This window comes from Sporosarcina sp. JAI121, assembly GCF_013408665.1.
In the GTDB taxonomy this organism is placed as follows: Bacteria; Bacillota; Bacilli; order Bacillales_A; family Planococcaceae; genus Sporosarcina.
In genome coordinates, this window is sequence record NZ_JACCCL010000002.1 from 144,430 (window position 1) to 158,435 (window position 14,006).

Sequence of the window (14,006 nt, forward strand, 5' to 3'; positions counted from 1 at the left end):
CATTCTATATATATTAAAGTAAAGAATTCCATATAACCGCTGCGGCTATCCCTGTTAAGGCGCCTTCGCTCAGTTTATACACCGGATTCAATACCCCAATTTATATAGAGAACAGGAAGAAATGGAGGACTGAAAATGCGTTGGATAATAATCATTGTCTTAGCGATTGCGGCAGAGTTTTTTGCACGCTTTCTAACGAGAAATATGGAAGATAAAAAGAAGCGGGAAAAGCTGCTTGCACTCATTTGGTTGGCATTCGGGGCAGTTCTAATCGCAGTGTGGTTAGTTGGGCGTTTCTTATAGGAGATTTTCACGTCAGAATCAAAACTTAAGAAATTCTTCATGATTATGTGCAGTGAATCTTCAGAAGTAGCGTTCATTATTAAGAAGATGAACATTACTGACTGAAAAGGTGTGAAAAATATGAAGAAATTGCTCTTTATTCTATTGATGGTTGTGCTGAGCTTTGTAGTAGTAATAAATAACAAAGAAACAAAAATAGAGAAAGCGGACTTCAATAGTGTGGCAAAAGCGATCATTCTAGTGGATGCTGAAACCGGCAAAGTGATTTATGAAGAAAACAGTGCAGAAGCATTACCGATTGCGAGCTTGTCCAAGCTGATGACGCAGTATCTTGTGCTGAACGCAATCAAAAATGGTGCGTTATCTTGGGAAAGTACATATGAACCAAGCGACTACGTCCAGCAAACTGTAGGACGGTCCGCTACCGTGAAATTAGGAATGACGCCGGGTAATTCATATTCCGTGAAAGAATTGTTCACTGCCATGACAGTCATTTCAGCGAATGATGCAGCGATAGCGCTGGCTGAAATGGTTAGCGGAACAGAAGAGGCATTCGCCGATTTGATGAATAAACAAGCTGATAGTTTTGCCCTAAAAGAAACCACTTTCTTCAATGCCAGCGGATTGGACGGCGATTATATCGGTAAAGGGTATGAGCAAACGAATCGTGCTTCCGCCCGGGATGTTGCAGTTATTGCAAAACAGCTGATTGCCAACCATCCTGAAGTGCTCGACTTTACCAAGTTGGCAAGCTTCAAAACGGACAACGGAACTACACTTTGGAGTACCAATCTGATGTTAGCCGGCATGCCACAAGCCTTATTTGGAATCGATGGGCTGAAAACCGGATTTACAGATCAGGCGGGTTCCTGCTTTGCCGGTACAGGTGTATTTGACGGACGACGTATTATTTCGGTTGTCCTGGATGTCGAAGCGGATGGAAAAGATGCCATCAATCCGAAATTTAATTTGACTAGAGAATTGATTGAGCAATTTGTATTGGATTAATATTTTAAAGTGCCCCGCATGTTATACTGTTCATATAACATTCCGAAAAATGAGGCGATAGAATATGATGGAAAAAACACAGATAAACGAATGGAAAGAGAAATTACCGCTCATCGGAAAGATGATGGCACGTGAAGAAGTGCTATGGCTCAATCCCTTACTAGAATCGACAGTAACGGGTCTTCCGAAAACAGGCGTGACTGCAGCAGACGTGAAAGATGCATCAAATCGCCTAAAACGATTCGCACCCTATATCGAGCGTGTCTTCCCTGAAACAAAAGCGTCGAACGGTATTATCGAATCACCGATTACCGCCATTCCGAACATGAAAGAGGCCCTTTCCAACGCATACGGAATAACAATTCCGGGAGAACTACTTCTGAAAGAAGACAATGCTCTTCCAATCTCTGGTTCCATCAAAGCGCGTGGCGGTATCTATGAAATATTAAAACATGCCGAAACGCTCGCAATCGAACACGGCTTGATAACAACCGAAGACGACTACGCCAAGTTCGCGGAACCTGAATTTGGCAACTTGTTCGCGAAGCATAAAATTGCAGTCGGCTCAACCGGAAACCTTGGCCTGAGCATCGGCATCATGAGCGCAAAGCTCGGTTTCAATGTCACCGTTCATATGTCTGCTGATGCGAAGCAATGGAAAAAGGATATGTTGCGTGAAAAAGGTGTAACGGTTGTCGAATACGCCGATGACTACAGCAAAGCCGTCGAAGAAGGGCGTCGCCAAGCAGAGGCAGATCCATTATGTCATTTCGTTGATGATGAAAACTCTCTCGATTTATTTTTGGGTTACGCAGTGGCGGGGGAGCGCGTTGCGTCGCAGTTAGAAGCGCGTGGAACAACAGTTAATGAAGACAGCCCGTTGTTCGTTTACCTGCCGTGCGGTGTTGGTGGCGGTCCTGGAGGTGTAGCATTTGGATTGAAGCTTGCTTTTGGTGATGCGGTACGTTGCTTTTTCGCGGAACCAACGCATTCACCGTGCATGATGCTCGGGATGATGACCGGTCTCCATGACGAGGTTTCGGTGTCTGACTTCAGTCTCGACAATAAAACCGCCGCTGATGGACTTGCAGTCGGTACTGCATCCGGATTTGTCGGCAAGACGATGGAACCCCTCCTATCCGGTTGTTACACAATCGCCGATGATACGATGTTCAATCAATTGAAATTGCTTGCGGATACAGAAGGCATCAAACTTGAGCCATCTGCACTTGCTGGGATGACAGGTCCAGTACAGGTTATTCGTGGGAATGTGACAGAGGCGAAATCAGCCGCTGCCACCCACCTTGTCTGGGGAACAGGCGGCAGCATGGTTCCTGAAGCAGAGATGGATTTATATTACGGGATGGCTGGGAAATAATCCGCTTTATTTCCCGGGAAATCGACAACGGTTGGGAAATAATTCATCATATTGAAAAACCTCGCAGAAATGTGAGGTTTTTTGTCTATATTGGGTATTGTTTTTTGAATAGCGGTTACTGCATCTCCTTATGCGAAAATGGACATTTTCCTCGAATCGGTTCCACATCATCGCCGATGAAAAACTGTTTCCATTCGTTATGCTCTGGATCTCCGAAGTGACTGATGTCGGGATGTTTCGGCAACTGGTCCCAAACTTCAACACGTTCACGTACCTTTTCACGCGACATAAGGCCGCCTTTTTCCGTCCCTTTTAACCCTTCGAATATGCGACGAGGCTGGAAACCGAGCACCATTGCATTGCCAAGATCCCGCGTCTTCCGCTGCTTGTATGCCGGTGCATTACCAAACACAAAAATCGGCTCGCCGTGAAAACGGAAATCCCATAGATGATGGTCGGGGTCACGAGGACTATCTGGAGGCCATTCAATTTCATCCACACCATGTAAGTATTGCAATATTTCCCAAAACTGCTTCCGATACTCTTCCAAAGAACCTTCTGTTTCGAATGGCTCCACAAATACGAATAAACCATGCCGCTTATGCTCGGGGTTGTCGAAAAGCGCCAAAAACGACTTCAACATCTTCGGCAAGTTGGACCAGTCGTTTTGCGTTACATACCCATAACGCAATTCGCCCTTCAACTCTCCTCCCATACCGAAATAACAAGGAAATGTCTTATCCGTCACAGTCTCATGGAACGTACGGTATTCCTTCAACAACCAATCAGGCAAGTCGGTACGCTCCGCAAAGTCCTCTTTTGTCAATAAAGCCTTATCTGTAAGAATCATTGTTTCTCCTCCATTTAACGTAATCTGTATATATACCCATTCCCGTCAGGAGATGGATAAAACCATTAAAATGTTTATATAGTATTTGATGGGGAAGTGTAAAGAAGACGAAAAAAATAATTGGAGGAACCAGCATGAATTCCCCTATAGAAAAAACTGATACTACAAAATGCAATACAGAGTATGATACGCTGCGCCGTGTAATCCTATGTCAGCCTAAGTTTATGGCTATCGAAGAAGTGATTAACGACGTACAGAAAGAATACGAAGATGAAAATATAAATGTCGAATTGGCAATGAAGCAACATAAACAATTTGAAGAACTCCTTAAAAAACACGGAGTTGAGGTCATTAAATTACCGTCATCCGAAAAATTTCCGGAACAAGTCTTCACAAGAGATATCGGATTTACTGTAGGAGATGATATTTTTGTTTCAGAAATGGCAAGTGATATTCGTAAAGGGGAGGAAGAGGCGCTTGAAGAATGGCTTGAGGACGAAGAGATTTCATTCCAAACCACAACCGATCATGTAGAGGGCGGAGACGTCATCGTCGATCGCGGTACATTGTTTGTCGGCATCAGTAGTCGTACATCCATAGAAGCGGCCAAGAAGTTAAATGCTGATCTCCCGGACTACTCAGTTATTCCTGTTCCTTTCGATGAAAAATATTTGCATCTCGACTGTGTATTCAACATCCTATCACCCGAAGTAGGACTGATTTTCCCGAGAGCATTCGATCCAAGAATCGTCGATATGCTTTCCGCGACATACAAGCTCATTGAAGTGTCCGAAGAGGAGCAATTCACGATGGGGACGAACGTCCTGTCCATTGGTGACAAAAAAGTGTTCAGCCTGCCGCAAAACAAGCAAGTCAACACACAAATGCGTGCCCACGGATTCGAAGTCATCGAAGTCGAATTCGATGAAATCATCAAATCCGGCGGTTCTTTCAGATGTTGCTCGATGCCGGTCAATAGAGAATAGACGTGATTGAAGACCCCTCTGCGAAGTGGGGTTTTTTGATTTTATGGGACCTTAAGGATAACAATATCCTATAATATTTGCCTGTCAAACAGGGGTAAACGGCTATTCGGATAACCAACTATTATCATATAGTATGGTTAGGGGGACGATAATAGTATGGGACAACGTAAAAAGTGCAAAAAAGTTGTAAGAATGCTTGAGTGCAAAAACTATAGTGAAAAGATTATATGCAAGACGCTTGTAGAAGTTAACCCAACAACTATTTCTGATAGTAGTATCATACCTACAATAAACAGATATTTTTATATACCGGTATCCAATACTGTTTTGACGAATGGGGTAACTATACCTTCAAATCTATTTTATAACGATGTTGGAAGCCAAACGACTGAATTTGTGATCTTCAATCCAAATGGGTACGTTAATCTATACGTCAACGGAGTAATGCAAGAAGGGGGATTGTATATGGTGAATGAGAACGCTTTAATAATTAATCCCACTCCTGGAACAATTCGCGCGGGCACTTCCATTATCGTTGAATCGTTAGGGTTTTCATCCCAATTGATCTTATAAATAGATTCAGGTTTTTATCTGGACAGCCCTGTCATCCCATAGAAATTTGCATGTACTATAATGTAGATGAATGGAGGTGAATCAAATGGCGCTTTCCCTTATTAATATCAACGTGAACGTATCAGGTACTTCGGCAAGGTTTTTTAACGTATTGGCAGCACCTTTAGCGGTCGTCGATGGTACAACCGTCCCTGCGACTGCTTTTCTGGATGACAGTGGGGTTGCTGCAACTGCTTTTCCGATAGTAACGAATGGTTACTACAATTTTTATTTAAACGGTGTACTGCAAGAGGGCGGTTCGTATACAATTTCTGCAACTGAATTGACTTTTAATGAAGTTACTGGAAGTATATCAGCCGGAACTCCACTAGTAGTAGAAGTTGTAGAGCTAGTTACCGTAATTTAACGTAATGACTCTTCATTCGAATGAAAATTTGGCTGTTTGGGACAAGTTTCTGCATTCCATGATAGTGCAAAACCCTGAAAACCAATTATTTTATCGGATGAATGAATAAAGGAGCTCTCCGTGATAAGCATTGGGAATCTTCTACCGACTTTTGCCCGGTTCTAACATGCTGAAAAATCTCACACGGCAAGGAAATACAGTTAGCCTCGCTCACCCGCTAGATTTTCCCCCATGCATGTCTCTGCCAAATTTTTTCGTTAGTTATCGTGGCAGTTACTTCTTTTATTCCAACTGAACACCTGAAATGGAGAATTTCGAATGAATCCATTCCAGGCATCACCATTTAAAGATACCCAACGCGGGTATCTTTTTTTCTGTTTTTTATACCGCTTTAGAAAAAAGTGTTATTTCATTGGATTGATATAAAAAATTGCAAAGAAAAATCATGAATGGTGTACTTGTATGAGAAAGAATTACGATAGTTTAGACTATCATGATAACTATGCTACACAAGTACTCTTTTAATGAATGCTTCAGCTTTCAAGCAAATTCCCCTGTGCCGGAATCGGATGTTCGTTCAGCATTCTGGCTAGATGGATCGTATTGTAAGCAAGCATTTCAACATGCTTTTTTGTGAAATCATTCGTTTGCCCAGCTGCGATATAAGATGGACCGGGTCCTGCTTCTCCAACCCAATATGTATCGACATTCGGAGGAATGACAAACCCGATATGCGATAACCCATATAGAATGGAAGCGGCGGCATGCTTTGCTCCGTCTTCGTTGCCTGTTACAACAACCCCACCCACTTTATTATAATACACGGCTTGTCCTTCATCATTCGTCTCCCCGCTACTTCCATACAGTCTTTCAATGGCAAGCGTTGCAATACTACTTTTTTCACCAAGCCAAAGCGGCGTCCCGATAATAAGAATATCCGCCTCTTTCACCTTTTCAAATAGTTGCGGCCACTCATCGCCGTCTCCCATGTCAGGATCCATTCCGTAGGAAATCGCGTAATCCGCCAATCTAACTACTTCTGATTCAACATTTTCATTGTCATAAATTTGGCAGACCTTCTTCGCAAGTGCCTCTGTATTCGATTCCTCCTCCGAACTTTTCAACGTCGCATTCAAAAATAGTGCTTTCAACGCTCCCATCAAAATCCTCCTCTAGCATTTTGCCTTCTACTCTATCAGTACCCTGTGAGTCCGAACAAAAACGTGTGAAGAAGAACAATCCATTCAGGATCAAATAAGGAGTCTGAAACCAAAAATAAGAACCAAATAAGGTAAAGTGGAGTACCTAATTTAGTCCTAATTCTGTTTAATCAATTCTACTTTCCTGTACGCACACCTACTCCATGCCCTTATCAAACTCGTCTCGCGCACGCTTCACCACTTGATTCAACTCTTCCTCAGGAACGCCCCTTAAATAATAAGCAACCGCGGCCTTGCCGATTGCATACGTCCCACCGCTTGCAATACTTGCACTAATCGCGGATCCCGCTCCCGGTAGAACTAGATTCGCAAACTTACTGCCTTGCTGTGCAATCATCCGTAGCGTGAAACCGGTCGCCCCAATTCCGCCAAGCGAAACAAGAAGTTCCCTGGCTGTCTTGAATTCCAAGTCACGTCCCGACAAGTAAGCGACAATCATTAACAGAACCGTCTGCAGCGATAGCAGGACAGCGATATCCATCGCGATAATCGGACTAAGCGCAACAGTGGCAGCAAGCGCTGAAAACACTTTGATGAACCGCAGCGCAATCTTCTCGGCAATCTTATTGACCCGTATCGTCATGCCGAGGTGGATGGCCGCCCGTATGTCGATACTTTGTTCCAAAAAATCCAGCAGCTCCTCAATCCCGTATCGACCATCAAATTCAATCGTCAACTCACGGCGTTCTTCTTCAGACAAATTATCTGCCTCTCGGTTCCACTCGATATAAGAAGAAACGGGGATAATCGCTTCCACTTGCGCTTCCTGCTCCTTGAAAATACGCATAAGCTGCGCTTTCTTCTCCTCAATCAATTCCACTTTGCCCTTCGGATAATCCGCAGGATTTTTAATACGGGAAGGATTCAACTCATCCACATGTGTAATAATGCCGACCATCGGCAAGTCATATCCCGCATTCAGCATCATCTTTTTCGCACTATCCACGTCAATATCGATATGCGCCCGCTCCGTCGCTTTCTGCAAAAATAGAATCGCATCCGGACGAAACCCCTTAATGACGTTCGCAAGTTCCGCCTCAGCTGTCTGATCAAACGATTCGGATTCACCAATTCCGCGCGTATCAATTACTTCAAAATACACTTGGCCATCCGATTCATATGTAAACCGCCGCGCTTCCTTCGTCCCGATTTCAACGTCGCTCACTTCCGCAAGATATCTCCCGCTCATCGCATTGATCAAACTACTTTTACCGACACCCGTCCTGCCAACGAGCACAAAGCGGGGAGGACGGGGATCCTTCAAACCTTCCAGCAATTTATTCAAATCCTTATCATCCAGCAAAACATTCATCAACTTCTCCTGCTGCTTACCTGACAACATATTACCCGGAATTTTAGCGAGTAAATCCTCCAAGTAGTTGTTCAAGTTCCCGATATGATTCATACGTTTCTGCATCTCTTCGAATTGGGGATTCATGAAGATCAATCCTCCTTTTTGGCATAGTTACTAGTTCTATACCCGTTTTGGATGGATATCAGTCGGAATGAATTCCTAAAACAGTGTGGTTTGAAAAACGAGGATAGGGGGATCGGAAAGGCATGTAAATAAATGAATTCAGAGGAGGATCTATTTTGAAACCAACTATCAAGTACGATATCGAAGAAACGCTAATCCAATTGATCCATGATGATGGAGAAGTTGTTGTTAAAAGAGCGGTTTGGGTAGAAGGTGAAGACCTTTGTGCGATTTTTGATTTAGATGAAGAGTGGTTCCCTTATGTCTGTACAATAAGCGGCGATTTAGGTCATGTGCTTGCTACTGAATGTGTGAATATAGTAGAGATTGAGTAGGGCGAAAAGTTTTATACTAAAAAATAATTCATTCGAAAATCAGTGCGAAGGCGGTTAAACGGATGGAAGAGAATATAAAAGTCACTATTTCCAATAAACATACAGAGGAGTATGAAGCCGTTTTATACGTCTGCAACAAATGTCTCGAAATGCATGCTGATGAAACCTACATGTGCGAAGTCTGCACCTGCGAAAGTTTGCGGATTGTCCCTGAATCAGAATTGATTAATAAATTTGAAGGAAGGGAGGGAAATTGAACTTTAAAAGTATAGATATCCAAGTACTAGACAGCAGTGGAGCGATGGTTGTTCAAAACGGCATATTGGTAGAAAGCGAGAGGGTGTGCGCGATTTACGATATGGACGAAGAGGATTTTAAATTTGTCTGTACAACACGTTACGAATTGAACACTATTCTCGCCGCTCAAGATTTCCGCATGAAATATTTGGAGAAAATTGAACGTTTCTGCTCTGAATGTGGAACGGCGATGGAGGAAGGCTTTTGTTTTGAATCTGATGCAACATTATATTGCAGTGAAGAATGTCTGACGAAAGTAATTACATGGGATGAATATTTAGCAATGTATGACAATGGCGATGGTGATGCTTACTGGACAGACTGGTATGACTGTTGAGGATTTATAGCGCGCGAAGGATCACGAAGAATTGAAAGGCCTATATAATTTAACCATGTAAATGGCAACTATATGATATGATTTATTTATATTAACAGGTAAGTCTTTCGGAGATTTTAAGTATGAAAATAAGATTAAGAATAGGTGAATACAATCAAAAAAACAGTTCATGTTGTAGGAGCAATTATTGAAAACGAAACCGGAAATATCCTTTGTGCACTACGAGGACCAGAAATGACCTTACCGAATTACTGGGAGTTTCCAGGTGGAAAGATTGAAAAAGGCGAAACAAAAGAAGAGGCCTTGAAAAGGGAAATTCAAGAAGAGCTTGGATGTATGATTGAAGTATTTGATCAAGTTGATGATACGACATATGAATACGAAAAAGTTATTGTAAGATTAGAGACGTTTATAACTAAAATTTTATCTGGTACACCTATTGCAACAGAGCACGCACAAATAAAATGGGTACCCAGAAAAGAGCTATTGACTCTTACTTGGGCACCCGCAGATATTCCCGCTATTGAGAAGCTATTATCTAATTAGATCGTGATATAAATCTTCAGGGATAGACCGATGTAGTTTCCAGAGAATCGTCATCGGTTTGTCTCCATGACTACTTATATAATCAAGTTCCCCCAAATACATGAATGGTAATGTCATGCCATGCATCTTTGAAAATTTACGAACAAATAAATGAACATGGGTATTACGCTCTTTATGATTTACGTACTCTTGTCCTTGAGCAGAAGTATGTGACGTTTTATTTTGGCTTTGCCAATGAAATGTAGTAGGGTCTTTAAAGAAATCCTTGTAGTGTAAATGATCTTCTACGTCTTCGGCTTTGTTAAGATTTATAAATAATAAATAGTGATTATCTACCTTACTAATTCCCTCACGCCAAGAACCTTCAGGCACTTTAGCTTCAAAAATAAACATTAATTCATTTCTGGAGTAATTTCGATAAAGTGCTAGTTTTTTCTCTTGCTCTAAAACGAGTTCGGTACGAAATGTTCTTCTGAAATCGATTAAACCGTATTCCAATCGTTCTTTGATGTAAGCAAAGTAAATATCGTCATTAAACAGTTCAGTGATTTCGGGGTTTACAAAGAACGTTTCTTCTATTAATTTTCCGAAACTCCATGTTTGTTTTTTAGTGCCTTTTGATAATCGATCCATGGCTCGCAAAATTAGAGTATCATGTTGCTTGCGCTTAATTTCAAAATCAAATCTCTTTGTCAGCCAGCTCACAACGGTATCCACAGATACTTCGTTAGTAAATTTAGCAAGATACAAAATCGCGTACTCATAAGGCCACTTTATAGGGAGCGCACTTTCGATTCGTTCAACGATCGCATATCTAAAATCATCGGCTAAAATCCACTCATCAAAAGCGCTAAGATCTTTCATATACTTCTTTGTCCTAACCCATGACTTATGGTTGTACAAAAAGAATGTTAGGCTAGGCGCTTCCTCGATATACAAAAAGTCCTCCAATTCAGGTGATCTACCAATTTCACGTTTAAATTGAAAATACATTTCTTTTAGTACTTCTTTCGGATTAAGCCGAATATTTTCAAGTCGCTCTAAAATTTCTCTTTGTGCAATAGGGTCAAGTTGCACAACAGATCCACCGGGTGCATCTGCAAACTCATGGGAAACAGCCACGCGTAATGAATCAGCATCAAATGCCTTTGCATTATATTGTCCGGAAAGTGCTAAGGGGATGATAAATGACTTTTTATAGTTTCCTATGAAGTCGAGGACCGTAACATACTCTTTATTGTCTATCTTACGTAGTCCGCGTCCCAATTGCTGGATAAAAACAGTAGATGATTCCGTAGGCCTTAAAAACAACATGAGATTAACTTTTGGAATATCTATCCCCTCGTTGAAAATATTAACCGTAAAAATAATTGAAAGCATGTCCTTTGGATCTTCTAGTTTCTTTATTATTTCAGCACGAAATTCAACTGAATCTTCCCCGGTTAAACATTCTGTAACATATCCGCGCTTGTTGAATTCCTCCCGCATAAATTTTGCGTGGTCAATATTTACGCAGAAACCTAGTCCATGTAACGAGTTGCCGTCGTATCCATAGGTTTCTATTTTATCGATAATGAATTCAACCCTTGTAAATGTAGAAAGAGCCCTAACAAGGGATTGTTCTTCATAATGTCCATTCACGATATCGACTTGCCCGTAATCAATGGTCTGGTCAGATAACCCGAAATAGTGAAATGGAGCTAACAAAGCCGCTTCAAGAGCATCACGTAATCGAATTTCATATACGATATTGTTATCACATAGTTCAAGTACATTTCTTCCGTCCATTCTTTCAGGGGTAGCGGTTAATCCCAAAAGAAATTTAGGTTTGAAGTACTCAATTACTTTTTTATATGTAGGAGCCTCTGCATGATGAAATTCATCAATGATAATGTAATCAAATTCATCTTTCTTGAAATTCATCAATGTACCATCTTTTGAAAGGGATTGGATGGTACTAAAAACAAATCGCTTATCGTATTCCTTCGTTGTCCCGGTAATTTTTCCACAAAGGAACTCATCTTGAAAAAGTGAACTAAACGTTTTTATTGCGTTGTCTAATAATTCTTCACGATGTGCAATAAACAGCAGCCTATTCGGTTGGAGTTGCTGAACGTCAAATGCAGATAAATAGGTTTTTCCGGTCCCGGTAGCAGCAATTATGACACCTTTAGTGTGTCCGTTTTTTCTAGTAAACTGTAGATTTTTCAGTGCTTCTTTTTGCATTTCATTGGGTCTAACACCTGTGTTATCTAAATATGTTGCGCTAGCTTCATAAGTAAAGGAGGGTAATAATGCAGCTTCTGTTTTTTGATGTTGTTCATATTTCGCAAGAAAATCTTCGGTAGGAAAAACAGCTTTTTCATGCATCCACATTTTATTGAAAAAATCCATCGTTTGTTCGTACGCAGGCATGTGCTGTGTATGTGGAATCTTCACATTAAGTTCGTGCCCATTAATGAGGGCAGAATGAGAAATGTTCGATGATCCAATAATCACCGTATTTTGATTTGAATTCCTCTTAAATAAATAAGCTTTTGTATGGAAGGACTCGTTTTTTAAGGGAAGTATTTTCACTTCCACATTCTTGAATTTTAGTAAATGCCGAATAGCCTTTGCTTCTGTTATGTTTAAGTAGGTGGTCGTTAAAATTTTAATGGGAACATTTCTTTTTTCTAATTCCAATAGTTCTCTCGTTAACAATTGGGCACCCGACATTCGTATAAAACTTACGAGAAAGAAAATTTCATCGGAAGTCTGCATTTCATATGCAAGAGTTTTAAAGAAGTTTTTAATCTTATGAGAATCATTATATAGAACATCTACTCTTGTTAAAAATAAATCTTCCTTAACAGGAATCGTGTCTTGTACTTCGCTATAAGTGATCATTGATAGGGGTTGACTAAATTCCCTCTCGTCTTTACCTGTTAGCTCATGAACTTGATCAATCAACTTGAAGATTTCATCAAATTTATCTTCATCAGCCAAACCTTTTAGTTTATCTCCGATGATATTTGCTGCGTGCATGGTTAAAGTCTCTACATACTCATCTACAGATAATTTTTGAATTAAGTTCGATGAAGGGTATTCTTTTTCCGTGAGATAAATCTCTTCTACTATTCCTTGTGGTTTAGTGTCCAAAGTAGCAACCCCTTTACTTTACGATTAGCAAATATTGAGTTGAATATTTTTTGAAAGTGCTTTGTAATCATTGTACCAAACGTTGGAATAGTTAGATTGGATTTTAGCAATAAGATTCGGCTTGCTAGGATCTAAAACAATTTAGAGTTGTTTTAGAACCTGATACCTTATATTTTGCAGGTAAATGATTCTTGTGAAAATAAAAACCCGCTGAATGTCTCCTTTTTCGTTTTAATCGTCTATATAAAGAACGAATAGTACATTCATAAAAAATAACATGAAGCGGGGTATCACAATGGAAAAAGGCTGGATAAAGATTCATCGATCAATCTTAGAAAAACCAATTTGGACAGAGGCGACGTCTGAACAGAAGGTCATTCTGATTACCTTATTGCTGATGGCTAATCACAAAGAAAAACAGTGGGAGTGGAAAGGGAAAAAATTTACGGCTCGTCCGGGTCAATTCCTAACGTCTTTGCCCTCTCTTGTCCAAAAGTGCGGAAAAAATAGCAGTGTACAGAAAGTACGAACAGCTCTAAAAAGATTTGAGAAATACGAATTTCTAACAGACGAATCAACACCGCACAATCGACTGATAACCCTTGTGAATTGGGGCTTATATCAAGGGTTAGACGAGAGGGCAACAGTCTTATCAACAGACGAGCAACAGACGACTAACAGACAGCTAACAGTTAACAAGAATGTAAAGAATGAAAAGAAAAGTAATCGTATCAGAGAGGCTGATGACGAATCACCTGTTTTTTATCAACTTGCTAGTCAACTTGTTGAAGTTATTAAAATGAACCATCCAGGAACAAAAGAACCAAATCTCTCCAAATGGTCAAACGATTTTAGATTGATGGTTGAACAGGATAAGCGGGCGGTCGAACAAATCATCCCGTTAATTAACTGGTCTGGACAGCATACGTTTTGGCACACTGTTATCCTCTCACCTTCGTCCATAAGGAGAAATTGGGATTGTATGGTTTCTCAGCAAAAGCAAGAACGTACGCCTGTGAAGGGCCAAGTTCTACATATACCGAAAAAGCCGGTCAATGAAATTTCTTTAGATTACGCGGCAGGAGAAGAGGCATGATAGCGGAAAAAAGTATTGGTTTAAGAATGAAAAGGTGAATTCCACTTGTGATG

Annotated in this window: 15 protein-coding genes; 11 read left to right on the top strand and 4 right to left on the bottom strand. The window is 40.8% G+C overall.

The features are described from left to right. Positions 1–135: 135 nt before the first annotated feature. The 3 genes from HDC33_RS12220 to HDC33_RS12230 all read left to right on the top strand — a co-directional run bounded on the left by HDC33_RS12220 (position 136) and on the right by HDC33_RS12230 (position 2,689). Positions 136–303 carry a hypothetical protein gene (locus tag HDC33_RS12220; protein ID WP_179392864.1) on the top strand — a complete coding sequence of 56 codons (168 nt, stop codon included), beginning with the start codon at positions 136–138 and terminating at the stop codon, positions 301–303. 120 nt (positions 304–423) lie between these two features. Then, on the top strand, positions 424–1,311 hold the full coding sequence (locus HDC33_RS12225; RefSeq protein WP_179392865.1) for a D-alanyl-D-alanine carboxypeptidase family protein: 888 nt from the start codon (positions 424–426) through the stop codon (positions 1,309–1,311). Between the two features lie 64 nt (positions 1,312–1,375). Further along, positions 1,376–2,689, top strand: a complete 1,314-nt coding sequence (locus tag HDC33_RS12230) for a D-serine ammonia-lyase (RefSeq protein ID WP_179392866.1) — start codon at positions 1,376–1,378, stop codon at positions 2,687–2,689. A 115-nt stretch (positions 2,690–2,804) separates the two neighbouring features. Here HDC33_RS12230 and HDC33_RS12235 read toward each other — a convergent pair whose 3' ends face one another. Continuing rightward, complete coding sequence (locus HDC33_RS12235; RefSeq protein WP_179392867.1) at positions 2,805–3,539, bottom strand: YqcI/YcgG family protein; 735 nt, start codon at positions 3,537–3,539, stop codon at positions 2,805–2,807. Between the two features lie 134 nt (positions 3,540–3,673). On the opposite strand from HDC33_RS12235, the gene HDC33_RS12240 reads away from it, so the two are divergent. The 3 genes from HDC33_RS12240 (at position 3,674) to HDC33_RS12250 (ending at position 5,504) form a co-directional block, all read left to right on the top strand. Then, positions 3,674–4,525 carry a dimethylarginine dimethylaminohydrolase family protein gene (locus HDC33_RS12240; protein ID WP_179392868.1) on the top strand — a complete coding sequence of 284 codons (852 nt, stop codon included), beginning with the start codon at positions 3,674–3,676 and terminating at the stop codon, positions 4,523–4,525. Positions 4,526–4,681: 156 nt separating this feature from the next. Further along, positions 4,682–5,098: a DUF4183 domain-containing protein gene (locus HDC33_RS12245; protein WP_179392869.1), complete on the top strand. Its 417-nt coding sequence runs from the start codon at positions 4,682–4,684 to the stop codon at positions 5,096–5,098. 85 nt (positions 5,099–5,183) lie between these two features. Then, on the top strand, positions 5,184–5,504 hold the full coding sequence (locus HDC33_RS12250; RefSeq protein ID WP_255457405.1) for a DUF4183 domain-containing protein: 321 nt from the start codon (positions 5,184–5,186) through the stop codon (positions 5,502–5,504). Positions 5,505–6,037: 533 nt separating this feature from the next. Here HDC33_RS12250 and HDC33_RS12255 read toward each other — a convergent pair. Both HDC33_RS12255 and HDC33_RS12260 read right to left on the bottom strand, forming a co-directional pair. Further along, positions 6,038–6,664 carry a flavodoxin family protein gene (locus tag HDC33_RS12255; protein WP_304625754.1) on the bottom strand — a complete coding sequence of 209 codons (627 nt, stop codon included), beginning with the start codon at positions 6,662–6,664 and terminating at the stop codon, positions 6,038–6,040. 196 nt (positions 6,665–6,860) lie between these two features. Next, positions 6,861–8,162 carry a GTPase gene (locus HDC33_RS12260; RefSeq protein WP_179392871.1) on the bottom strand — a complete coding sequence of 434 codons (1,302 nt, stop codon included), beginning with the start codon at positions 8,160–8,162 and terminating at the stop codon, positions 6,861–6,863. A 155-nt stretch (positions 8,163–8,317) separates the two neighbouring features. On the opposite strand from HDC33_RS12260, the gene HDC33_RS12265 reads away from it, so the two are divergent. The 4 genes from HDC33_RS12265 (at position 8,318) to HDC33_RS12280 (ending at position 9,716) form a co-directional block, all read left to right on the top strand. Further along, a complete protein-coding gene (locus HDC33_RS12265; protein WP_179392872.1) occupies positions 8,318–8,536 on the top strand; it encodes a hypothetical protein in 219 nt (72 codons plus the stop codon). 62 nt (positions 8,537–8,598) lie between these two features. After that, complete coding sequence (locus tag HDC33_RS12270; protein WP_179392873.1) at positions 8,599–8,793, top strand: hypothetical protein; 195 nt, start codon at positions 8,599–8,601, stop codon at positions 8,791–8,793. After that, positions 8,790–9,170 carry a hypothetical protein gene (locus tag HDC33_RS12275; RefSeq protein WP_179392874.1) on the top strand — a complete coding sequence of 127 codons (381 nt, stop codon included), beginning with the start codon at positions 8,790–8,792 and terminating at the stop codon, positions 9,168–9,170. Before HDC33_RS12270 ends, HDC33_RS12275 begins: the two co-directional genes overlap by 4 nt. Positions 9,171–9,323: 153 nt before the next feature. Further along, entirely contained in the window at positions 9,324–9,716 is a 393-nt protein-coding gene (locus HDC33_RS12280; protein ID WP_179393141.1) for a (deoxy)nucleoside triphosphate pyrophosphohydrolase, read from the top strand. Here HDC33_RS12280 and HDC33_RS12285 read toward each other — a convergent pair. Continuing rightward, entirely contained in the window at positions 9,705–12,857 is a 3,153-nt protein-coding gene (locus tag HDC33_RS12285; RefSeq protein ID WP_179392875.1) for a DUF3427 domain-containing protein, read from the bottom strand. The two genes, HDC33_RS12280 and HDC33_RS12285, sit on opposite strands and share 12 nt — an antisense overlap. 295 nt (positions 12,858–13,152) lie before the next feature. Here HDC33_RS12285 and HDC33_RS12290 point away from each other — a divergent pair, with 295 nt between their 5' ends. After that, the gene (locus HDC33_RS12290) at positions 13,153–13,953 is read left to right on the top strand and encodes a DNA replication protein DnaD (protein WP_179392876.1); all 801 of its coding nucleotides are present in this window, start codon (positions 13,153–13,155) and stop codon (positions 13,951–13,953) included. The last annotated feature ends 53 nt before the right edge of the window (positions 13,954–14,006 follow it).